The organism is Pseudoalteromonas sp. G5_S1_54_S4 (assembly GCF_054968565.1).
Genome location: NZ_JBQKUL010000002.1, coordinates 1 through 22,588, shown reverse-complemented (window position 1 = coordinate 22,588; position 22,588 = coordinate 1). Strand labels below are relative to the sequence as shown.

Here is a 22,588-nt window from a genome sequence, read left to right as displayed (position 1 = left end):
TGTTAAAATTACTTTCGACTAAATCAATGAAAAGTCACACATTGAAACCTCCCTTACCATGCTAAATCACAACTTTATGTCTAATATATAAATAAAGTAATTCAATAACTGGAACCCATTTAATGGCTCCCAATAAAACTAATAATATGCCGACTCATCAATATGTTACTAATGACCCGTTACACCAGCTTTTTGATGCTGTCGATTCAATATCAGTGCAAGGTTATGATGAGCAACGACGTGTAATTTATTGGAATAAAGGCAGTGAATTGCTTTATGGGTATTCACAGCAAGAAGCCATTGGCAAAAAACTCGAAGATTTAATTATACCCACACCAATGCGAGAGCCCGTAATTGAAGCCCATAGTAATTGGATTAAGCATGATATTGAAATTCCCGCCTCAGAACTCACTCTTAAACATAAAGCGGGTAATGATGTAGCTGTATTTTCAAGCCATGTTATGTTTACCAATCAATACGAAACAAAACAAATGTATTGTATTGATATTGACCTGTCTGAGGTGCATAAAGCGCAAGCTGAAGCCACATTTAATGCCAGTATGTTGAAGACTATCTTTGAAGCCATTCCTGACTTATTTTTTGTACTAGAGCAAGATGGCACTATTGCTGACTATCACGCAAACAATAACAACGATCTGTATGTTTCACCTGAGCAGTTCATTGGTAAGAAAATGATTGATGTACTACCTGAAAAAGTAGCGGAAAAATTTCAAATTCATATAGAAAAAACAATAGTTCAAAACAGTATGGTCAGTTTTGAATATGAATTGAGCATGCCTGAAGGCGTAATTTATTATGAGGCGAGATTGCGCTTACTGCCCAAAAAAAACCAAATCATGGTGATTATCCGTGATATTAGCGAACCACACCGCTCAGCAGAATTGATCCGTCATCAGGCTCTCTTTGATAGCTTAACCGATTTGCCTAACCGCTTTTTGTCTTTAGATCGCTTGTCACAAATATTAATGGAAGTACAAAAGAGTCATGAAAAAGCTGCAGTGTTTTTTTTAGACCTTGATGACTTTAAAAAAGTGAATGACTCATTAGGGCATGAAGTAGGCGATAAACTGTTAATTGCAGCAGCCGCTAGATTACAGCAAACACTAAAGCAAAATGACACTGTCGGTCGATTAGGGGGTGATGAATTTATTGTTTTAATATCCAGTTTAAACGATGAAAATGATGCTTTAGCAATTGCTGAGCGGTTACTTAAAGCATTTAGAAAGCCCTTTAAACTCGAAGGCAGAGACTTAATACTCACATTAAGTATTGGTATTGCAATTTCCCCTAAAGATGGCACCTCTGCGTCGGTATTATTACGAAATGCGGATACGGCTATGTATCAAGCTAAAGCTTTGGGTCGCAATACCTCTTCTTTTTTCACCCCGCAAATGAACGTTGCTATGCGCCGCCGTTTTGAAATAGAAGAGCAAATGCATGGTGCACTGGAGCGAAACGAATTTGAGCTTTATTACCAACCGCAAATAGATGTAAAAACAAACACTATCATTGGCGCTGAAGCTTTGCTACGTTGGCATAATATTGTGTTAGGGGAAATTACCCCTGATGAATTTATTCCTATTGCTGAACAAACTGGCTTAATTGCACCTATTGGTGTGTTTGTTATTAATCAAGCTTTACGTTTCTTAAATGAATGGCAAACTGTCAACAACCAGCAATACACCATGGCTGTTAACTTATCGCCGCGTCAGTTTAGAGATCCAGAGCTGGTGAATATAATTATTCATGCTCTTAATGAAAACACCATTAGTAACGAATGTTTAGAATTAGAAATCACCGAAGGGGTATTAATGGATGGACAAACTTCAATTCGTGAGGCCTTAGTGCAAATTGATGAACTGGGCATAAAACTGTCAATGGACGACTTTGGCACCGGCTATTCATCATTAAGTTACTTACGAGAATACCCCTTTGATGTGCTAAAAATTGACCGCAGCTTTATTAGTGGCATAACAGATAACAAGGCCGACTGTAATTTAGTAAAAGCGGCCATAGCGATGTCACACAGCCTAGAAATAAAAGTAGTTGCAGAGGGGGTAGAAACCAAAGAGCAGCTAGATTTACTTAACGAACTAAACTGCGATATTGCTCAGGGATTTTATTTAAGTAAGCCCTTATCTGGTGCCAAGTTACTTAATTTTTCATTACATTACTGCAAAGCGACTTAAAAGCACTTTAGTTAAAAAGTGCTTTTACAGCTGCGAGTTAGCTCATGATTTTAAAAAGCAAATCGCGCACCGTTGCAGGTTCAAATGGTTTGTCACATATTGCGTCCACACCCGCTTGAGCAATATTAGCTAAATGGGTATCGTTAGCTTCTGAACTCACCATCAAGATTAGAATATGCGAGTACGCATTCGATTGCCTTACCGTTTCAGTTAATTCTTTACCATCCATTTCTGGCATATTGTAGTCAGTAACAATTAAATCAAATGATTGGCTGTTTAACATTTCAATTGCTTGTTTACCGTCTTCGGCCTCTACCGGTGCTGGAATTCCCATCCCCGCTAGCACTCGTATTATGTGTTTTCGTGCAAAACGGCTGTCATCAACTACAAGCACTCTAAGAAGCGTCACATCAAAGTGCTCTAGTTCCACTTCTTGCTCGCTAATAATATCTAAAGTCGCTTTAAGCGCCCGGGTTATTTCGTCGGCACTAAACGGTTTAGGTAAAATCGCTAATACCCCCGATTGCCTAAGTTGCTCTAAATGGCGCTTATTACGCTCGCTCGATACCAACATAAATGCCTGTTGCTCGGTATTACTATTACTGCGTATTGCCTGTAATAAAGAATCAGCTGTGCCATCACTTAAGTACATGCTGCTAATGACTAAATCAGGGTGATAATTTGATAAAGCAGCCAGCGCGTTTTCTTGAGTGCTGGCCGTTTCAATTTGTGTAACACCGCACTGAGCCAGTGATTTTTTTATTAGCTTTTGTTGCACTTCAGAAGGCTCAACTAATAAAATAGATAAGTTGGCTATTGCCGTTAAATCACTCATTTCAATCCTGTTAATATTAATTAAATAATTTTTATAATGCTCATTATAAAGTAATAACTTACAAGAAAAAGCTAAAACAGCAACAAAACAGCTTGTTTACCTAAACTCAACAAACTCAGCTTAAAAACGATAGTTTATGCCCGCATAATATCGTCTACCCGAATAGCTTGAGTTTAATAACCGAGACTCTGTATCGTTACCCAATCGGGTTACTGACTCAGATTTAGTTAAATTTATCACAGCGGCTGTTAGGCTCAAGTCTTCTAATAAAGTAATTGATGCATTTACGTCAACTTGCTCGTATGGGTCTTGATACACGTTTAAACCACTATTTAAACCCAACACGGTTTCACCCCGCTTGTTGTAAGAAGCACGAATATTAAAAGCATCTCCCTCATAATATATCGAGGTATTGTACTGGTACTTAGCACTGCCAATTAAAGGCGATTTACCAAACTCTTTACCATCTACTTCTACATCGGCCTTATTGGTTTTGTTATAAGTGTAGTTTGCATAAAAACCAAAACCACTATCAAAGGCATGCTGTATAAATACTTCAGCCCCTTTAGATACAGCATCAGTGCCATTGCCTACAGTGCTATATGGCGACACAGTAATATTTCCTGCCTCAACTATGCCCTCTTTACCTGCAAAATCTTGTTGTACGTCAATAACTAAGGGAACAACAAAGTTATCAACAGTTTTATGAAATAGTGCTAAACCAACGGCAGAGCCTTCGCTGTAATAATATTCAATAGATAAATCCGCTTGCACCGACTCGAACGGTTTTAAATTTTTATTACCGCCACTGCCACTAAAACCCGGAATTTCATTAAATTCAGCTCTGTCGTCGGCCCACTCATCTGAAACAAACGTAATGCGTTGTTGTGCGCCTAAATCGGCATAATCAGGGCGAGACATTACTTTTGCAATCGCGCCGCGCACAACAATATCTTCGCTTGCATCCCATGCAATATTAAAGCTAGGTAAAATTTGGGTATCGGTATTCTCTTGCGTAATGAGTTGATAATCTTCAACAAATCTATCGTCTCCGGTTACCGCCTCCCCGCTTTCATCGTCAGTATGATCCAGCAAATATGTGTACAGATCGGTTGATGATGTCATGGTTTTCGTGCGTACAACACGTACCCCTAAATTACCGCGCACGCTATCAAATTCAAAATCACCTTGTAAATAAAATGCCGCTATTTGCTCTTCAATATCATAAATGAAGTTATCTTCTTTGCGTGTATACGGCACATAATTACTGGTCACAATATCGCGGTATTTATCCCAATCAATGCCAGGCATTTGGTTTATATTAAAACCACCCGCAATATTACCTTCGTTGATAAACACATCTTGTGCTAGTGGCATACCGTTATTCCACTGGTAACTATCAAAGCGTGTGACCCCACCCTTACTGGCTTCTGCTGCGGCAATATCAAAATTAGGATCTAAAAAGAAGGTATTACCGGTTTCACGGTGAAGCGTAGCTTCTCGATACTTAACCCCAGTTTTAATTGTTCTTAAAATGCCCCAATCGGTATAAATATCAAAATCAGCTTGGTAGTAATCTTCTTCAAGTTCACTACGCACAAAACTCGAATTTGACGAACCCGGATCGCGACCACCACCCACACCATTGAGTAAGTTAGCTAACGTATTTGGATCTATATTTAAACTAATATCGTTCTCATTAATTTTCCAACCCGCTGTTTGCGCTGCATTTTCTATGCGGCTTTCATTTTCACCCGCGTTAGAACTTTTATAAGCTGCTTCCCAACTCTCTTTCGGGCCACCTTCAGAACGTGTATTACCCGCCACAAAACGGGCTTTGAAGTAATCACCTTCGTAGGTTAAGTTGAGATCAAAAGTGTCAGAGGTTGACTCTTCACGCACATAGCTGCCTCGCATCCACGGCAATTGCATATCATTTTCTATGCCACTTGCAGCTGCATCAAATTGCAATCCATTAACTATCGTGCCCGACTCATCCAAACTTACATCGGTTAAAAAGTCAGGATTTAAAGACCACTCAGGTATATCAATCACCGACTCAGTTCTATTTTTATCAAGTGAAAATCCAAAATAGTTAAAACCAATTTCTACTCGGCTAGTTAGGCGCCACTGCGTGCTAAATTGTATCCCTTCTCGCTCACGTAATTCGTTTACAATTGAACCTCGAACCACTTGAGGAAACCAGACATTGTCATAGTTATTGCCCTGAGAATCGCTTACTGAGCCCCACTGATTATTGTTTTCAACCGGCGCGCCATTAACATCAACCGGGTTTTCACCAATAAAGCGCCACACATTTGCATCGGTGCCACCCGAAAGAGTTCGGTTAGTGCGTGTTTGTGAGGTGTAACCAAACAACACACCAAAAGTATCAGCATCGTTCTTCCAAGAATAAAGTGCGGTTACTTGCGGCTCAGATTCTTCAGTCACATCGGCATAAGTGCTTTCAATATTAATCACCCCTGAGTTTGCATCCATACTTAGCGGCTTACGACTATGCATTAATACCGTGCCGCCCACTCCACCTTCATCTAAACGTGCCTCTGGTGATTTATACACTTCCACGCTTTCAATCATGGCTGAGGGGAGTAATGCATAATCAAACGAACGAGATGGCTCGCCTGGTGATGACGCAATAAAATTACCATTTAACTGAGAAAAGGTGAGTTCAGATGATAACCCCCTAATACTAACCGATGAGCCTTCGCCACCGTCACGGTCAATCACTACCCCTGGTACGCGTTGTAATGAGTCTGCGACATTTTTATCAGGGAACTTACCAATATCTTCCGCTGTTATGGCATCAACCACAGAGCTAGACAAACGCTTTATATCTAAATTAGCCGCCATACTGGAACGGATACCGCGTACCTCAATTACTTCCATATCTTTGCTTTTTAATGCTTTATCTTCTGCTTCATCAGCATATGCATGATTGACAACAGATAGAATAGACACGCATAGCGTTGATTTAATAAAAAGTGGAAGAGAGTGATGTGCAGCGTGGGTTATCCGATGAGCGGTCATAGTTTTAACAGTTCCATTTAAAATACAGTTAATACTTAAAGATGATCGTACTAGCTAAAGATGGTACGAAAAAAGTAGCTGTATTTTACATAACCAAGCTTAATAGCTTGTTAATGCAAACTGATGAGTAACTGAATACCTTGTCAATAAATAGCCAATTCAAATATAAACAAGAAGTTAAGCAGCAAAATAACTATTTAGCTGCTTAGGAAGGAGTAACTAGATCAAACAACAGGCACTGTTATTTTTTATCACTATCACTAATAGCTTGGATATAATAGCCCAAGCTGGCATGAGAAAGTTCTCCCATATGGCTGGTGACTAACTCACCTTGGCTATTATAAAACAAAGTGGTTGGTAAGCCCGCAGCACCTGATTCGCGACTCACATTACTGCTTTGGTCAAAAAACACATGATTTAGGTCGAGTTGCTGTTCATTAAGGAACGCTTTTACCGTGTGTAAGTCTTCGCCTTGATTGACAAACGCCACTGTAATGTTTGGGTTATTTTTTTGAGCCGCTTGTAGCACTGGCATTTCTTTTCGACACGGCGGACACCACGACGCCCAAAAGTTAATCACCACCGGCTTACCTTTGAAGTTTTGTAAGTTAACTTGCTGCCCTTGAATATTATGCACAACAGACTGCGGTAACTGCACACCCGTTTGGTAGATAGACAGCGCAAAATTAGGAATAATCATTGAACAAAAACCAACAAACCCAGCAATAGCATAGTTTTTCATTACCGCTTTTTTACCACGTGCATAAAATGCTAAAACCACTATACCGCTGAGCCAGCCATAATAACCAATAAAGCCGCCATCGCTAATATTAAAAAGCTGCCACCAGTTACCTTGATAGGCATCCCACATGGTAAACACAAACGCTAACCGAGAGACTAAAAACCCCACCACAATTGCTTTGAAGACTGTGTCTAAAATTGCTTTTTGTAATGGATGTTGGCGTGTTAATAAATAGGTAAGCCCCCAAAAAATGCCTAATCCTAAAAAAATAATTAGCTGTGAAATAGAAATAACCAAAGGCCCAAGAGAAATGCTCAACATTGCTGTCGTCTTCTTATAATGTATTTAAGTACTTAAAATAACCAGTACGTAGTGTGAATTAAAGGCTAACAATAACATAGCCTAAGCTGTACTGATTATTAATAACGCATAATTGATGGTGTATACCAGTAACACGTAATCTATTTTACATAGTACATAAGTACGTTTAACCTTTTTGTTGAATGTACTCCAATGCAGTCATTTTTTTATAGCTTACATTTGAGTGCAATACATGAGCAGGGTCGGGGTCAACAATTTCAATAGGAATACTGTAACTTCGCGCAATCTCGAGCGCCATTTGAGTAATATTAACGCTGAACGAAGTACCCATAAACACCATTTTATCGGCCGCAATCATTCGCGATTGCGCTTCAGTAATGCGGTATAGCTCGGTGTAATATTCATCAAATAACAACACAAAGGGCTTTAAAGAATGATTAAGCTTTGGCTGATGGTTTTCAATATTGAATAACGCAAGTAAAGAGCGATGTAAGTTACTCTCATCAACATTATTCCATAGCGTAGCTTGTGGTGTAACGTTATCACCTTGATGATGAAATACAGTCATTTGATCAAGCCGACCATGAATCGCAATGTAATCTTTATTACCCGCCTTACCATCTAGCCCATCAATATTTTGGGTAATTAAGTTTTTATCACTAAGCCAATGATGCACTTCATTAGGACCATGATTACGATAAGTTGCAAAACGATGATAATACCAAGCTAAAAACTCACTCGGGTTATTTTCATACATTGCACGTGTCGCCATTTCCATTGGCGTATAGTTTTTACTACCAATAGTCCAAAAGCCATCCTTACCGCGAAAGGTGGGAATACCGCTAGCAGCACTCACTCCAGAACCTGTAATGTATAACGTATTCATAAATATTCCTGTTTACTTGCAAAGTTCACCACTCGTCATTACAGCGTTTAGAACCCTTTTGATTTTTAGCCAGTAAATTAATTTGTGTAATTGCGCGCTCCATTTTTATGCGTGCTGAGCTATTAGCTGAGTGAACGGCTATTGCTGGTGGTACAAAGCCATCAATGAACACTGCCCGCTCAATCCAAAGTAAAACGTCATAGCCAGTGCCTTTATTATCATTTCCTAAATCATGATCAAGGCTGAGCAGCTTTACTTTACCAGTCTTCAAAAGTTTAATCACTTCATCAGGCCAATAGGCTCGTAACCAACCGCCTGGAGTTCCCCTCTCGTCATCTAAATATACGTTCATAGGTTTATATCACTGAAAAATGTATTCAGACTCTGAAACTGCGCACTAACACCCCTTCTGATCATATTACTAATAAATATATTACTTTATATTTGGTGGTGGCGCTTGATTACGAATAAATGCGGGTATATCAAAAATATCTGACGTTTTAGGTCGGCTTGTTGCAGAGGGTTTGACCTCTTTACTCATAGTATCATTACTAGTATCAATAACCATTTTAGCGCTTGCACCTGTGGCGATAACCAACAGTTCATAATTCGTTGCTAAATTTTCTATTTTTGAAACACCACAAATAACCAACGCATTTGGGCTTACCTGCTGACGCACTGTATCGGTAATGAGGTTATAACTACCCAGTGAAATTTCATCTTTGCAATTTACTTGTATTATTACACCCGTACTTGACGACATATCCACTTGATTAACCAGCGGATTGTTAAGTGCCCCATCAAGCGCAGTAGTAAGCTCGCTTTCTTCATCGCATTTACCAACACCTAATACAGCATCACCTTGGCAGTCCATAATTTTGGCAAAGTCATTTAAATCAACGTTTATTAAGCCTTGAAAGCAAAGCATATCGATTAACGATTTTATGAGTGAGTGTAGTATTTGGTTTGAGTGTTTAAACGCATCGAATAAGCCAATATCGTTACCTAGCACTTCAATCAGTTGATCGTTTGGGAGCGTAATAACCGCATTCGCATGTTCTTTTAGATCATTTAGGCCGGTTTGCGCTATATTGCTTCTAAACTCACCTTCACTACTAAAAGGCAATGTAGCAACAAATATAATGGGTTTACCTTGCTCACTAGCACGTTGTGCAATGTAAGGGCTAGCGCCAGTCCCAGTGCCACCACCCAGCCCTGTTGCACAGAGTATTATATCGCAGCCATTAATGAGCGTTAAAAGCTGCTCTTTACTTTCTTCTGCCGCTTGTAGCCCAACTTTAGGATCTGCTCCAGCACCGTAACCATTAGTGAGCTCTGCACCTATTAGTACTGCTTCATCACTCTGTGTATGTTCAAGTACCACTTTGTCGGTATTAACACTATACAAGTGAGCTTGCTCAGACTCGCGCTGTTCAAAAATGCTGTTAAGGGTATTACAGCCACACCCACCAATACCAAATACACCGATTGATAAACCATCATTCTGCTGAATTAATTGAAACATAACACCTCCTTCACCTTTAGAAGGAGCATAACAAACAGGTGCGTCAATTTTTGACGCACCTAAACTAGTTAAAGTTATTTATAAATGTTTGCGGCCGCTTTAAGCTTTGTAGTAATTCTTTGTCGCAGTTTTTCCGGCTTAATCACTTCGAGCCAATGCGCACATTTAAATAGCTCATCGGTTAGTTGTTCAGTATCAATAGTCTGGTAGGTAAGTAATACGTTTTTATCGTCAATCTGCCGCTTGTCAGTTAGCTCCCCAAGCTCAATAAACCCTTGATTAACCGCTGAGTGGCTAGGCACTTTCACAACTAACTCAATCGCTTCTTGCGACATGCCTTTACTAATCGCATTACGTAAAGACTTTAACTGCTCAGCACTTGGCTCACGCCGTGTCTTTTGCAAAATGTGTACATTACGAATGCGGTAAACCGGCATCTGGTAACATTTATCGTGAAGCCTTCCAACCATAAACTGCGCCATTAACACACCGCCTTGCTCAACTAAGTTGTAAAAACTCAACTCAGCAAACTTTAGCCAATGCGCCTCATCGTAAAGTACTCTATAAAGCTCAGCGCTCACTGCACGCTTATACTTAATCGCATGCTCAATTTGCGCCACTAGCTGAGTATCAATATTCACTTTTAACGACGGTTTTGGCAGTGTTGAAAGCCAATCAGGCACATGGCCATTAAAACGTTTAAGCGCCTGCTCTGCTCTTACGTTTACAGACTGTCTAACATCGCTGGGGACAGATTGCGGTAGTAACGGCTCCAGCAACAAGTAATGCTCAGCGACTTCACTGCTCATTATTTTTAAGTTACCACCCCGCCACTGCGCATTAATAGCCCAACCATACGGCTTACTACGCGTGTCTTTTTCAAGCCCAAAACAACCTTGTTCGTAAAGCGATTGTAGGTCTCGCTGGAGCATGCGGGTTGATAATTCAACACCTCGTAGTGATAAGTTTTCTCGTAGCTGTTTGACTGAAATACTTAAAGGGCTGATAGGTATATATTCTAAAAGAGTTAGGTATCGTAAAGGTTTCATTTTTATTAGTCTTACCAGCTAGTAGAAAATTATCTAATTTTCATAATATGTTATTAATTCAATATCTAATAAAATTATTACATATCAAATAAACCTCTAATATAAATTGAAATTACTAGTACTTTTGTTACTGTAAGTACATTACAGAGTCGATTTTAAATATTTATAAAGGGAAATAATATGGGAATTATAAAAAGAAGAGGAAGCTCTACAAACGCAATTTTGGTCTTAGAGTCGCCTTGGGGATTAGATGAAAAAGACAATAACAGAAGCTCTGTCGTTCCTTTCATGCAAGGAATTGCAAAATATACCGGTGATACAGAAGTCTTTCATGCAAACTTTTACGATAAAAAAAGTTTTGATTACGCACTAGATTGTATCACCCGTGAAGGCTTCAAAAATACCATTATTTATATTGCCGCTCATGGATATGAAGACAAAATTGGTAATGTAAAAGTTGACCACATACTTGGTGAAGTATCTTATATTTCGCAGCGTCAAAACATAACAGGACTTTTGTTCGGCTCTTGCTTTATTGGCAAGAAAACCCTTGAAATGGAAGTTTATATTCAAGAATCAGGCCTTAGGTGGTGTATGGGATACGCTTCATCATGTAATTGGCTTGAAGGCACTATGATAGATGCAGCAATAATAGGTGCTATGATCTCATTAGGAAACGGAGATTTTGAGTCACGAGATATAATCAATTCAGCCTTTGCAAATGCCATAGCTCCTTTTGCAGATAACTTTATCATCGGCGATGACTACTCTGGAGAAGCAGTATCAATTCGAGACTCTCTTAAATTTGTTTGTCAACCTGAAGGAAAAGGACACAGAGCAAAAGATGTTACTGATGATGTATTTGAAATGGCAAACACTCTAAGGTTTGATTGATAGTAATGAGGCTTAATATTTATCAAATCAACATCCCAGTAAATCTATTTTTTACAATAAGTTAGCCACATAAAGAAAAACAATCATCAATCTTCACTTGCTTATTTAGCTAATTTATATAAATTAGCTAAATACTCTTCTCAAAGTACACTCTTATGAACGAGCAAGTGATATTCGATAATATCAAAACAGCGTTAAACAACGCGCCACGCAATCAGTTTACTGTCGAAATGCACCTACAAATGATTAAATACGCTGATAATTTAAAAAGCATAACCGCTAAAGAATTTTGCCAAGGTGTAGGGTTAAAAGACAGTTTTGGCACTGAATTTTCAAAAATGCGCAACCTCACTCAACGACTCAAAGCCGCAGGCTTAAGCACCGACTTGCTCTAATCACGCTTTCACAAGGATTAAACGAAACTCCAATGGCTATTAAAAAAACAGAACTCTATTCATCTCTTTGGGCAAGTTGTGACGAACTACGTGGTGGTATGGATGCCAGCCAATATAAAGACTACGTACTAACTATGTTATTTATGAAGTACGTAAGCGATAAATTTAAAGGCGACTCTTACGGCATGATAGTCGTTCCAAAAGGTGCAAGCTACGACGATATGATTGCCGCTAAAGGCGATAAAGAAATTGGCGATAAAATTAATAAAATCATTTCAGCCCTTGCTGAAGAGAACGACCTTAAGGGCGTGATTGATGTTGCCGACTTTAACGATGAAGACAAGCTCGGTAAAGGCAAAGACATGATTGACCGCCTAACCAAATTGGTAGGTATATTTCAGGGGTTAGACTTATCAACCAACCGCGCTGGCGGCGACGACTTACTAGGTGATGCTTATGAGTTTTTAATGCGTCACTTTGCGACTGAATCGGGTAAATCAAAAGGCCAGTTTTATACGCCATCAGAAGTTTCTCAAATATTAGCCAAAGTAGTGGGGATAACAAAAGATACCCCGCAAGATGCTACCGCGTACGATCCTACATCGGGCTCTGGTTCGTTATTATTAAAAGCCAGTGACGAAGCACCCCGAGGGCTGTCTATTTACGGGCAAGAAATGGATAACGCGACTAGCGCACTCGCTCGTATGAACATGATATTGCACAACAATACAACGGCTAAAATTTTCAAGGGTAATACGCTTTCTGAACCACACTGGAAAGACGCAGATGGTCAACTTAAAACTTTTGATTTTGCAGTCGCTAATCCGCCTTTTTCAAACAAAAACTGGACTAGCGGCTTAACGCCAGAAAACGATTTATATAACCGTTTTACGTGGGGCATACCACCAGAAAAAAACGGCGACTACACCTTTTTACTACACATTATTAAAAGCTTAAAAAGTACCGGTAAGGGGGCAGTAATATTACCACACGGAGTATTATTCCGTGGTAATGCCGAAGCCACCATTCGTGAAAGCCTAATCAAGCAAGGTTACATCAAAGGCATTATTGGCTTACCTGCTAACCTGTTCTACGGTACGGGTATTCCCGCTTGTATTATCGTGATCGATAAAGAACACGCGCAAAAAGCGGTTACTAATTTCACTGAAGACGATAAAAATCTACCGACCATTGCAGGTCGCTCTATTTTTATGATTGATGCTTCCAAAGGCTTTATTAAAGACGGCAATAAAAACCGCCTTCGTAGCCAAGACATACATAAAGTTGTTGATGTATTTAACAAAGGTTTAGAGTTAGATCGATTTAGCCGATTAGTGCCAATTGATGAAATAGCCAATAATGACTTTAACCTTAATATCCCTCGTTATATTGACTCATCTGAGCCAGAAGATTTACACGATTTAAGCGCTCACCTTCAAGGCGGTATTCCTAACCGAGATATTGATGCACTACAGCATTACTGGCAAGTATTCCCAAGCATTCGAGCGACTTTATTCAAGCCAGCGCCTGAACCTAAACGAAGCGGTTACAGTCTCTGTATGCTTGAAGCCAGCCAAGTTAAAAGTAGCATTCTTGCGCATCAAGAATTTAAAGACTTTGCCAACCGCAGCTTATTGCCATTTAAAAATTGGATACCTGAAGCTAAATTAAAAGAGATTAAAGTAGGCGATAATCCAAAAGAGTTTATTTTCGATATTTCAGAAAACTTACTGGGCAGCTATGCCAATAGCGAACTACTCAGTAAATACGATATTTACCAAATTCTGATGGACTACTGGGCCGATACCCAACAAGACGATGTGTATGTAATAGCACAAGATGATTGGCAAGCAGGTAATACCTTACGGGAGTTAATTGCTAAAAAGGGCGAAAAGCTTAAAGAAACGCCCGATTTAATTATCAATAAAACAAAGTACAAAGCCGAGCTTATTCCACCAAGCTTAATAGTTGCTCGTTATTTTGCAGGTGTTCAAGCTCAGATTGATGCCCTGCAAGCTAAACAAGATGAAGCCACCCAAGCACTAGAAAGTTACCTAGAGGAAAATGGCGGTGAAGATGGTTTATTGGTTGAAGCTCTTAACGATAAAGACAAAATCACCAAAGCCAGCGTTGCAGCCAGAGCTAAGTTAGCAACCGATGCTGATGAAGTTAAAGCCTTGAAACAAGCAACCAAATTGTTTAATGCTGAAACTACTGCCAAAAAATCGGTAAAAGAAGCGCAAGAGGCTTTGGATTTAGCCGTATTTAACCAATATCCAAAACTGACTATTGATGAAATCAAAACTCTAATTGTTGATGATAAGTGGCTAGCTACATTACAAGCGAATATCATTGCCGAAATTGAGCGTGTTACGCAACAAATGGCGAATCGCGTTAAGCAATTGGAAGAACGATACAGCACGCCATTGCCAACCCTCACTAAATCAGTTGATGAACTTGGCGATAAAGTTGCAGGCCATTTACAAGCAATGGGCTTGGAGTGGTCTTTATGAGCGCTTTAGGGCAAGCTATACCTGAAGGATTTAAGCAAACTGACGTTGGAACCATTCCTGAAGATTGGAAAGATGAACAACTATTTGAGCTTGTGAAGGTTATTGATGGAGATAGAGGCCACAATTACCCTAGCGCAAATGATTTTTCTTCTGATGGGTATTGTGTGTTTTTGAGTGCAAGTAACGTGACGAAAAAAGGCTTTTCATTCAAAGACATTTCCTTCATTGATAAAACAAAAGATGAAGCTTTGAGGAAAGGGAAACTAAAGCGTAATGACATAGTTTTGACAACTAGAGGCACAGTGGGTCAGTATGCCTTTTATGATGAGACTATTGGTTATGAGCATTTGAGAATTAATTCTGGAATGGTTTTAGTTAGGGTGATTTCCAAAGAAATAAAACCTGACTACCTTTACAGTGTATTAAAATCTCATATTGTTCAAAAACAATTATCAACAATGTCATTTGGCAGCGCACAACCTCAACTGACGGTAAGGGATATAAACAATTTTATAGTTTGCTACCCTTCCGGCTCAAAAGAACAAACCGCCATTGCCAATGCCTTATCCGATGTTGATGCGTTATTAACGGAATTGGAAAAGCTGATAGCGAAAAAACAAGCGATTAAAACCGCCACCATGCAGCAACTGCTAACAGGAAAAACCCGTTTACCGCAATTCGCCACTTACACCGAAGGCGCTATTCAAGAAAAGAACAAAGGCACAAAACCCAGCGAACTTGGCGAAATCCCTGAGGATTGGGATGTTTCTACATTAGGTGGCGCAGCAACATTCATAAATGGTCGTGCATATGCGTTACATGAATGGGAAACAAGCGGCACACCTGTTATTCGGCTTCAAAACCTTACAGGACGAGGTGCTGATTACTACTATTCCAATTTAAAATTACCTGAAAAACAATATTGTGATAATGGTGATTTATTATTTATGTGGTCTGCAACATTTGGCCCTGTAATTTGGAAAGGTGATAAAGCAATTTACCATTACCATATTTGGAAGATTGAGAAGAAAGAAATATCAGATTCCAAATTCCTTTATTTCGTTTTATTAGATATGACTGAGAAGTTAAAAAACAGCTCTTCTAGTGGTGGTACTATGCTACACATAACAAAAGGCATGATGGAATCGACACCTTGCATTCTTCCTTCAAAAGAAGAACAAACCGCTATAGCCACTATCCTCTCGGATATGGATAACGAAATCCAAACCCTTGAACAACGCTTGACGAAAACGCGCCAAATCAAGCAAGGTATGATGCAACAGCTACTCTCAGGCCGCACAAGGTTGCCATTTAAAAAACTTGAGACTAAACAGGATGGAGGTAGCTGATGCCGACAGAACAAAGCCTTGCCCAGCTGCGAGCTCTGTTAAAAGAGTTATGCCATTTACCCGATGAAACCGAATGGGTGGAATTTAAGCATAATGTTGATGTGATTAAAATTGGCGAATATATCTCTGCACTCGCAAACTCAGCCGCGCTACTTGGCAAGCAAACTGCGTACTTAGTTTATGGTGTAGATGATAAGACCCATGATGTAATTGGTACCAACTTTAAACCTTCAACTCAAAAGCATAAAGGGCAAGAGCTAGAGAGCTGGTTGTTACAAAAAACCGCACCCAAAATACATTTTCAGTTTTACGAGTTTACCCATATTAACGATTTACCTGTTGTTATTTTGGAGGTGCAGGCAGCAGCGCATACACCTGTGCAATTTGATGGTACAGAGTTTATTCGTATTGGCTCTTACAAAAAAAAGCTACGTGAATATCCCGAAAAAGAACGTGCGTTATGGCGCGTATTTGATAACACCCCGTTTGAGCAACAATTAGCAGCAGAAAATTGCAATGTTGAAGAAGTGCTAAAGCTTATAGACTACCCCTCTTATTTTGACTTAGTTAATTTGCCTCTACCTGAAGGTCGCGAAGGGATTTTAAACGCACTTGAAGCTGATAAACTCATTAGTGCAACGCAAGCGGGTAAATGGCATATTACCAATTTAGGGGCGATATTATTTGCTAAAAAGCTGCAAGATTTTCAGCATCTAGCTCGCAAAGCCGTACGGTTAGTACAGTATAAAGGGAATAGCCGAGTAGAAACAGTACGAGAACTCGAAGGTAATAAAGGCTATGCCGTTGGCTTCGAAGGACTTATAGATTATTTAAAGACCCTACTGCCTTCTAATGAAGAAATTGGCAAAGCATTTCGTAAAGAAGTACCTATGTATCCAGAGCTAGCGATACGCGAATTAGCGGCTAACGCTATTATTCATCAAGATTTTTCGTTAACAGGCACAGGACCTATGGTTGAGCTATTCGATACGCGCATGGAAATAACCAACCCTGGTATTCCGCTAGTCGATACAGATCGATTTTTAGATTCCCCACCTAGAAGCCGTAACGAAGCGCTAGCTTCTTTTATGCGTCGTATTAATATTTGTGAAGAGCGCGGTACGGGTATCGATAAAGTTATTTTTCAAACTGAGTTATATCAATTACCTGCCCCTTTATTTGAAGTAACAGAGCACCATACTCGTTCTGTTTTATTTGGTCATAGGGAATTTGCTGAAATGGACAAAGAAGATCGTATTCGTGCCTGTTATCAGCATTGTTGTTTAAAGCATGTAAACAGAGAGCATATGAATAATAAGTCGCTACGCGAGCGCTTTGCTATTGCAGAAAAGAATAGCGCAATGGTGAGTAGAATATTAAAGGATACAGTCCATGCGGGCTTAATTAAACCTTATGATGCCGATGCAGGAACCAAAGCAATGCGCTACGTACCACACTGGTATTAATTTGCTTGACCGTTGCTTGACTAGACAATCAATTAAGTGATTTTATAAAGCAAAAAAAAACATAACAAACTGTAATTTATAAACTTTATTTAAATCGATTTGCTTGATTACTTTATAAATAAAGAGTTTTAATAATCTAAAATATGAAGTTGAAATAATAACTATGACAGAAAAACTTAATAAGGACATTATATCGGTTAGCACATTACTCAAAAAGAGTAATTTAGCTATACCCAACTATCAACGCCCTTACAAATGGACACAAGCTAACCTTGCTGATTTGCTCGGCGATTTAAAAATTTATAGAGGTAAATTAGCTTACCGCCTTGGATCTATTGTATTTCATCAGCATTCAGAAAAAAAACAAGAAACGCTCGACATTGTTGATGGGCAGCAACGTACGCTCACACTTGTGCTATTGGTAAAAGCCTTGCTAGATGAACGGCTCAATACAAGTGACTCCAATGCACAAATTAAACGTCAAGATGTAAAAACATTGCTGCTCTCACTTGAGCAACCAATTAATAATTTTTTACAACGTCAAACCTTTAATAGTGATATATCGCATCGTAATTTACATCAAAATTTTATGGCAGCTAAACGCGCGGTAGCACGAAATGATTTTACCGAGGCCGATATTGAGTTTTTATTGAAACGCTGTGAAGTGGTTACTTTTGTACTTAATGATGTATCTGAAGCCTTTCAGTTTTTTGATTCACAAAATGCTAGAGGCCGAGATTTAGATCCGCACGATTTGTTAAAAGCCTTTCATTTACGTGAGTTTTCAGACGCTGAAACCGAATTAAAAGCCGATTCTGTACGCCATTGGGAAAGCTTAGAGAGCGGACAGCTAGCACGATTGTTTGCTAACTACTTATTTCGTATTCGCAACTGGGCACAAGGGAAATCGGCACTGTATTTTAACAAATCACAAGTGGGATTATTTAAAGGGGTAAATCTTGACCAGGTTGGACTTTACCCATATGTAGAACCACTTCGCATTTCCCATCACTTTGTTGATGACTATAACGCGCAATATCAGCGCCATATTGATCATCAACGTATGCGTTTTCCTTTCCACCTTGATCAAATGATTATAAACGGTAGGCGCTTTTTTGAAATGACGAGTCATTATCAGCAAAAAATTGCTGAGATAGTGAGCGATGAACGTAATAGCAAAAATAACGACCCTAAGCAGCTTATTCGCATATTAGATAACGAACTAGAACCACGTGCTTGTAAGATTTTATACACGCTTAACAGCTACAGTTCACGTACACGAACAGGTGATAGCTATATACGTAATCTATTTGATTGCGCGGTGATTTTTTATTTGGATAAGTTTGGCCCACATGAGCTATCGCAAGCTATAGAAAAGCTGTTTATTTGGACTTATAGCTGCCGCTTGAAAATGCAGGTTGTTGGTATTGAGCGCATGAATAAACATGCACTCACCCATAATGTGTTTGAGCGAATAAAACAAGCAGTACAACCAAGTGATGTATTAAATTGGCCTTTACCAACATTGAAAAAGTCTGAATGTAATGGAACTAAGCTTACTGAGATCGCTAATCTGTTTGAGGAAATGAAGTACTATGAATAATGTCCAAGCGCTCAAGGTGCAAAGCAGTAATGTCAACGCGAACAATCAGATACATAGTTACAAAGTTAAAGAGTTATTAAGTGATACTAACCGATATTTAGTCCCTATGTATCAACGTAACTATGCATGGGGTGAAGGTGAAATTAATCAATTAATACAAGATGTGTTGGATTATCAGGAAAATAAACCAAATCAAACCTATTATATTGGTACATTGGTGGTGTTTAAGCGCAAAGATGACAGCTATGAAGTCATAGATGGCCAGCAGCGCTTTACGACCCTTACCTTATTGGCTTTTGCTCTTAAACGTATGGTCACTAAGTATCAAACCTTTAATATGGGTTGGTATGACGTAGTAAATCTCAGTTTTGAAAGTCGTCAGAAGTCATCTGACACTTTTGCAAGTTTGATTCAGGGCGTTGCTTTAGAGCATCTAAGCACAGATGACTATAATTTAGATGTAATTAATGGTTATACATTACTTGAAAAGGGCTTATTAGCGCTTGGAGCTAAGCTAGAAGGTTTTTGCTCTTACTTATTCGATAAAGTAGAAATTACTCGTGTTTGTGTACCAGAAGATACCGATTTGAATCATTACTTTGAGGTAATGAATAATCGTGGTGAGCAGCTTGAAAAGCATGAAGTGATTAAAGCAAGATTGATGTCGGTGCTAACCGATGACAATGATAAAGAATTATTAAGTAAGGTCTGGGACGCTACCGCTAATATGGAACGTTACATTCAGTATGGTTTTAATCCAGATGAGCGCCACTGCATATTTGGTAAAGACGACTGGGGGCAATTTACGCCAATAAATTATGCTGATTTAGCTGCGTGTATTGAAAGCGTAGCCAAAACAAAACAGAGCGGAAAAATTGAAAGCGCCTCTCTTTCGCTAAATGACATGTTAGCCAAGCCACCACCGTCGTCTTTAGGGACAGATATTACGCTTACACCTGAGCGCTTTAATAGCGTGATTAACTTTTCAAACTTCTTACTTCATGTGTTACGAGTTTTAACAAAACAAGACATCGCATTAGACGATAAGCGCTTACTAGAACAGTTTGATAGATATTTAAAAGACAGCAACAATAAAGTTAAAGCAGTAAAAGACTTCGTTTATGCATTATTAAAGTGCAAATACCTTTTTGACCAATTCATCATCAAACGTGAATTTAGTGACGGTAAAGATAAATGGAGCTTAAAACGTCTGCATTTTTATAATACAAAAAGCCAAAGCTATATAAACACTTTTGGTGGCAGTAATGAACTAGATGATGAAGATGGCTTTAAGGGAGAAAACCGAGTATGCCTAATGTTGCTGTCGGCTTTTCATGTTTCCACTCCGACTTTGGTTTATAAGCATTGGCTCAATGCTGCTCTTTACTATCTATACAACGCAGAAGAAGTGGATTTTGAAGGTTACATGAAGCACCTAAGACGGGTAGCTAAACGCTTTATATTTGACCGTTTTCTCTCTCATCAAGAGGGTAAAACGTACTTTGAAATGATTTATAAGTCGAAATTAAACGACTATCCAAAAAATTTAACCGCAAATGATATTAATATTGATAAGCTGTGTTTTGGGAAAATAGAGAATAACTTTGTTTTTAACTATCTTGATTATTTGCTTTGGCGAAAAAAGCGTAATTCAACAGCTGTTATTTCTGAGTTCGAGTTTACATTTAGAAGCTCAGTTGAGCACTTTTATCCTCAACATCCAATGAATGACTTCGAACCACTTAAAGGTGGTTCGCTTCACGAGTTCGGTAACTTGTGCTTAATAAGTCATAGTAAAAATTCACGTTTAAGTAATTTCCCCCCTAAAACAAAACTTAATCATTTTACCGCTGGATTAAAGAAAAATCAGATCGATAGCCTAAAGCTATATGAAATGCTACAACTAATGGAGCAAGACGATAGCTGGGAAGAAACCCAAATAATAAAGCATGGACAAGAAATGCTGTCTATTTTATGTGGTTCAACAAAAAAGAAAACGCAAACAAGGAAGTAGTATGAGTAATGTCGGTCAATTAGAACGAAAAACCCAAAACCGAGCAGTAACATTTCTCAAAGAGCAGTTAAATTACGACTATTTAGGTGATTGGGAATACCGCGAAGGCAACAGCAACATTGAAACAGCATTGCTTACTAGGTGGCTTAAAGCCCGTAGAACACCTGAAACGCTTATTAAACGTGCATTACGAAAATTAGACGCAGCCGCTGCCCTAGGCGAAGGTAAAAAGCTATTTGATGCTAATAAAGATGTATACCGACTACTGCGTTATGGCATAAAAGAAAAAGAAGGCACGGGACAGCAAAATCAAACAGTTTGGCTGATCGATTGGGAGAACCCAGAAGCAAATCATTTTGCGATTGCTGAAGAGGTAACCGTAAAAGGCGACCAGCTCTCACCAAAAAGAAAGCGCCCTGATATTGTGATTTACGTTAACGGCATTGCGCTAGGCGTAATTGAATTAAAGCGGTCCTCGGTATCAGTAAGTGAAGGTATTCGCCAAAACTTAGATAACCAGAAAAAAGATTTTATTCGTAATTTTTTTAGCACCATGCAACTGATTATGGCGGGTAACGATACGCAAGGTATACGCTACGGTACAATTGAAACCTCTGAAAAATATTACCTAGAATGGAAAGAGCCAAATAGAACACAAGGCTTACCAGCTGCGGGGGTAACAGCAGACACCTTACTAGATACTCATCTTGCTCAATTATGCGATAAGCATCGATTTTTGCAGCTTATACATGATTTTATTGTGTTTGATGCTGGCGTTAAAAAAACCTGTCGGCATAATCAGTTTTTTTGGTATTCAAGCCGCTAAAAAACATGTAACAGCAAAGCAAGATGGTATTATTTGGCACACTCAAGGCTCAGGTAAAAGCCTCACTATGGTGTGGCTAGCTAAATGGATACGCGAAAACATAACTGACTCACGAGTATTAATCGTGACGGATAGAACCGAACTAGATGAACAAATTGAGAAGGTTTTTTCTGGTGTTGATGAAGAGATATATCGTACCCAAAGTGGCCAAGATTTAGTTGCCACCTTAAACCAACCTAATCCTTGGCTATTTTGCTCATTAGTGCACAAATTTGGCCGCAATGGTGAAGCTCCCACCGATAAAGACGATGAAGAAGCAACAAAAGATTATCTTGAAGCACTGACTAAAAACTTACCCAATGACTTTGCTGCTAAAGGCAACTTATTTGTGTTTGTGGATGAGTGCCATAGAACGCAGTCGGGTAAGTTACACGAAGCAATGAAAGCGCTTTTACCTGAGGCTATGTTTGTTGGATTTACTGGTACACCATTAATGAAAAAGGACAAGAAAAAGTCTTTAGAGGTATTTGGCCCATACATTCACACCTATAAGTTTGATGAAGCTGTAAATGATGGTGTAGTACTTGACTTAAGGTATGAAGCTAGAGATATAGATCAGCATTTAACCTCTGATAAAAAAGTAGACCAGTGGTTTGCTGCAAAAACAAAAGGGCTTTCAAACCTTGCAAAAATGCAGCTCAAACAAAAGTGGGGCACGATGCAAAAAGTGCTCTCGAGTAAATCTCGCTTAGAGCAAATTGTTAGTGACATTTTAATGGATATGGAGATCAAACCTGCACTCATGTCTGGCAGGGGTAATGCTATGTTAGTTTGCGCAAGCGTTCATCAGGCCTGTGTTGTTTATGACTTATTTAGTAAATCAGACTTAGCTAACAAATGTGCAATTGTGAC

The 22,588-nt window shown here is 39.1% G+C and carries 17 protein-coding genes; 10 read left to right on the top strand and 7 right to left on the bottom strand.

Annotated elements, in window-relative coordinates; genetic code table 11:
- The first annotated feature begins 122 nt into the window (after window positions 1-122).
- Window positions 123-2,210 (top strand): EAL domain-containing protein, encoded by a 2,088-nt coding sequence (locus ACTRWE_RS01310; RefSeq protein WP_462879349.1) that lies wholly within the window; start codon window positions 123-125, stop codon window positions 2,208-2,210.
- 37 nt (window positions 2,211-2,247) lie between these two features.
- Here the strand turns inward: ACTRWE_RS01310 and ACTRWE_RS01305 are convergent, their stop codons facing one another.
- From ACTRWE_RS01305 to ACTRWE_RS01275, 7 genes are all read right to left on the bottom strand, one after another.
- On the bottom strand, window positions 2,248-3,045 hold the full coding sequence (locus ACTRWE_RS01305) for a response regulator transcription factor (RefSeq protein ID WP_462879348.1): 798 nt from the start codon (window positions 3,043-3,045) through the stop codon (window positions 2,248-2,250).
- A 120-nt stretch (window positions 3,046-3,165) separates the two neighbouring features.
- A complete protein-coding gene (locus tag ACTRWE_RS01300) occupies window positions 3,166-6,093 on the bottom strand; it encodes a TonB-dependent receptor (RefSeq protein ID WP_462879347.1) in 2,928 nt (975 codons plus the stop codon).
- A 241-nt stretch (window positions 6,094-6,334) separates the two neighbouring features.
- On the bottom strand, window positions 6,335-7,156 hold the full coding sequence (locus ACTRWE_RS01295; RefSeq protein WP_462879345.1) for a prolipoprotein diacylglyceryl transferase family protein: 822 nt from the start codon (window positions 7,154-7,156) through the stop codon (window positions 6,335-6,337).
- Window positions 7,157-7,322: 166 nt separating this feature from the next.
- The gene (locus tag ACTRWE_RS01290; RefSeq protein WP_462879344.1) at window positions 7,323-8,042 is read right to left on the bottom strand and encodes an SIR2 family NAD-dependent protein deacylase; all 720 of its coding nucleotides are present in this window, start codon (window positions 8,040-8,042) and stop codon (window positions 7,323-7,325) included.
- 25 nt (window positions 8,043-8,067) lie between these two features.
- Window positions 8,068-8,394, bottom strand: a complete 327-nt coding sequence (locus ACTRWE_RS01285; RefSeq protein ID WP_462879343.1) for a cyclic-phosphate processing receiver domain-containing protein — start codon at window positions 8,392-8,394, stop codon at window positions 8,068-8,070.
- A gap of 81 nt (window positions 8,395-8,475) precedes the next feature.
- A complete protein-coding gene (locus tag ACTRWE_RS01280; RefSeq protein WP_462879342.1) occupies window positions 8,476-9,567 on the bottom strand; it encodes a cell division protein FtsZ in 1,092 nt (363 codons plus the stop codon).
- A gap of 74 nt (window positions 9,568-9,641) precedes the next feature.
- Window positions 9,642-10,616 carry a helix-turn-helix transcriptional regulator gene (locus ACTRWE_RS01275; protein WP_462879341.1) on the bottom strand — a complete coding sequence of 325 codons (975 nt, stop codon included), beginning with the start codon at window positions 10,614-10,616 and terminating at the stop codon, window positions 9,642-9,644.
- Between the two features lie 180 nt (window positions 10,617-10,796).
- Between ACTRWE_RS01275 and ACTRWE_RS01270 the strand changes: the two genes are divergently transcribed.
- The 9 genes from ACTRWE_RS01270 to ACTRWE_RS01230 form a co-directional block, all read left to right on the top strand.
- Entirely contained in the window at window positions 10,797-11,510 is a 714-nt protein-coding gene (locus ACTRWE_RS01270; protein ID WP_462879340.1) for a hypothetical protein, read from the top strand.
- Between the two features lie 155 nt (window positions 11,511-11,665).
- Complete coding sequence (locus ACTRWE_RS01265; protein WP_024611833.1) at window positions 11,666-11,905, top strand: HTH-like domain-containing protein; 240 nt, start codon at window positions 11,666-11,668, stop codon at window positions 11,903-11,905.
- A 32-nt stretch (window positions 11,906-11,937) separates the two neighbouring features.
- Complete coding sequence (locus ACTRWE_RS01260; RefSeq protein ID WP_462879339.1) at window positions 11,938-14,418, top strand: type I restriction-modification system subunit M; 2,481 nt, start codon at window positions 11,938-11,940, stop codon at window positions 14,416-14,418.
- A complete protein-coding gene (locus ACTRWE_RS01255) occupies window positions 14,415-15,767 on the top strand; it encodes a restriction endonuclease subunit S (protein ID WP_462879338.1) in 1,353 nt (450 codons plus the stop codon). The genes ACTRWE_RS01260 and ACTRWE_RS01255 overlap by 4 nt, the downstream gene beginning before the upstream one ends.
- Window positions 15,767-17,233 (top strand): ATP-binding protein, encoded by a 1,467-nt coding sequence (locus tag ACTRWE_RS01250; RefSeq protein ID WP_462879337.1) that lies wholly within the window; start codon window positions 15,767-15,769, stop codon window positions 17,231-17,233. The genes ACTRWE_RS01255 and ACTRWE_RS01250 overlap by 1 nt, the downstream gene beginning before the upstream one ends.
- Window positions 17,234-17,396: 163 nt before the next feature.
- Window positions 17,397-18,836 (top strand): DUF262 domain-containing protein, encoded by a 1,440-nt coding sequence (locus ACTRWE_RS01245; RefSeq protein WP_462879336.1) that lies wholly within the window; start codon window positions 17,397-17,399, stop codon window positions 18,834-18,836.
- A complete protein-coding gene (locus ACTRWE_RS01240; RefSeq protein ID WP_462879335.1) occupies window positions 18,829-20,850 on the top strand; it encodes a DUF262 domain-containing protein in 2,022 nt (673 codons plus the stop codon). The genes ACTRWE_RS01245 and ACTRWE_RS01240 overlap by 8 nt, the downstream gene beginning before the upstream one ends.
- A gap of 1 nt (window position 20,851) precedes the next feature.
- The gene (locus ACTRWE_RS01235) at window positions 20,852-21,676 is read left to right on the top strand and encodes a type I restriction endonuclease (RefSeq protein WP_462879334.1); all 825 of its coding nucleotides are present in this window, start codon (window positions 20,852-20,854) and stop codon (window positions 21,674-21,676) included.
- A partial coding sequence (locus tag ACTRWE_RS01230) for a DEAD/DEAH box helicase family protein (protein ID WP_462879333.1) occupies window positions 21,600-22,588 on the top strand: 989 nt, incomplete at its 3' end. The genes ACTRWE_RS01235 and ACTRWE_RS01230, both read left to right, overlap by 77 nt.

Coding starts and splice junctions, on each gene's coding strand:
- ACTRWE_RS01310 (WP_462879349.1), top strand. CDS start 123: ATGGCTCCCAATAAAACTAATAATATGCCGACTCATCAATATGTTACT.
- ACTRWE_RS01305 (WP_462879348.1), bottom strand. CDS start 3,045: ATGAGTGATTTAACGGCAATAGCCAACTTATCTATTTTATTAGTTGAG.
- ACTRWE_RS01300 (WP_462879347.1), bottom strand. CDS start 6,093: ATGACCGCTCATCGGATAACCCACGCTGCACATCACTCTCTTCCACTT.
- ACTRWE_RS01295 (WP_462879345.1), bottom strand. CDS start 7,156: ATGTTGAGCATTTCTCTTGGGCCTTTGGTTATTTCTATTTCACAGCTA.
- ACTRWE_RS01290 (WP_462879344.1), bottom strand. CDS start 8,042: ATGAATACGTTATACATTACAGGTTCTGGAGTGAGTGCTGCTAGCGGT.
- ACTRWE_RS01285 (WP_462879343.1), bottom strand. CDS start 8,394: ATGAACGTATATTTAGATGACGAGAGGGGAACTCCAGGCGGTTGGTTA.
- ACTRWE_RS01280 (WP_462879342.1), bottom strand. CDS start 9,567: ATGTTTCAATTAATTCAGCAGAATGATGGTTTATCAATCGGTGTATTT.
- ACTRWE_RS01275 (WP_462879341.1), bottom strand. CDS start 10,616: ATGAAACCTTTACGATACCTAACTCTTTTAGAATATATACCTATCAGC.
- ACTRWE_RS01270 (WP_462879340.1), top strand. CDS start 10,797: ATGGGAATTATAAAAAGAAGAGGAAGCTCTACAAACGCAATTTTGGTC.
- ACTRWE_RS01265 (WP_024611833.1), top strand. CDS start 11,666: ATGAACGAGCAAGTGATATTCGATAATATCAAAACAGCGTTAAACAAC.
- ACTRWE_RS01260 (WP_462879339.1), top strand. CDS start 11,938: ATGGCTATTAAAAAAACAGAACTCTATTCATCTCTTTGGGCAAGTTGT.
- ACTRWE_RS01255 (WP_462879338.1), top strand. CDS start 14,415: ATGAGCGCTTTAGGGCAAGCTATACCTGAAGGATTTAAGCAAACTGAC.
- ACTRWE_RS01250 (WP_462879337.1), top strand. CDS start 15,767: ATGCCGACAGAACAAAGCCTTGCCCAGCTGCGAGCTCTGTTAAAAGAG.
- ACTRWE_RS01245 (WP_462879336.1), top strand. CDS start 17,397: ATGACAGAAAAACTTAATAAGGACATTATATCGGTTAGCACATTACTC.
- ACTRWE_RS01240 (WP_462879335.1), top strand. CDS start 18,829: ATGAATAATGTCCAAGCGCTCAAGGTGCAAAGCAGTAATGTCAACGCG.
- ACTRWE_RS01235 (WP_462879334.1), top strand. CDS start 20,852: ATGAGTAATGTCGGTCAATTAGAACGAAAAACCCAAAACCGAGCAGTA.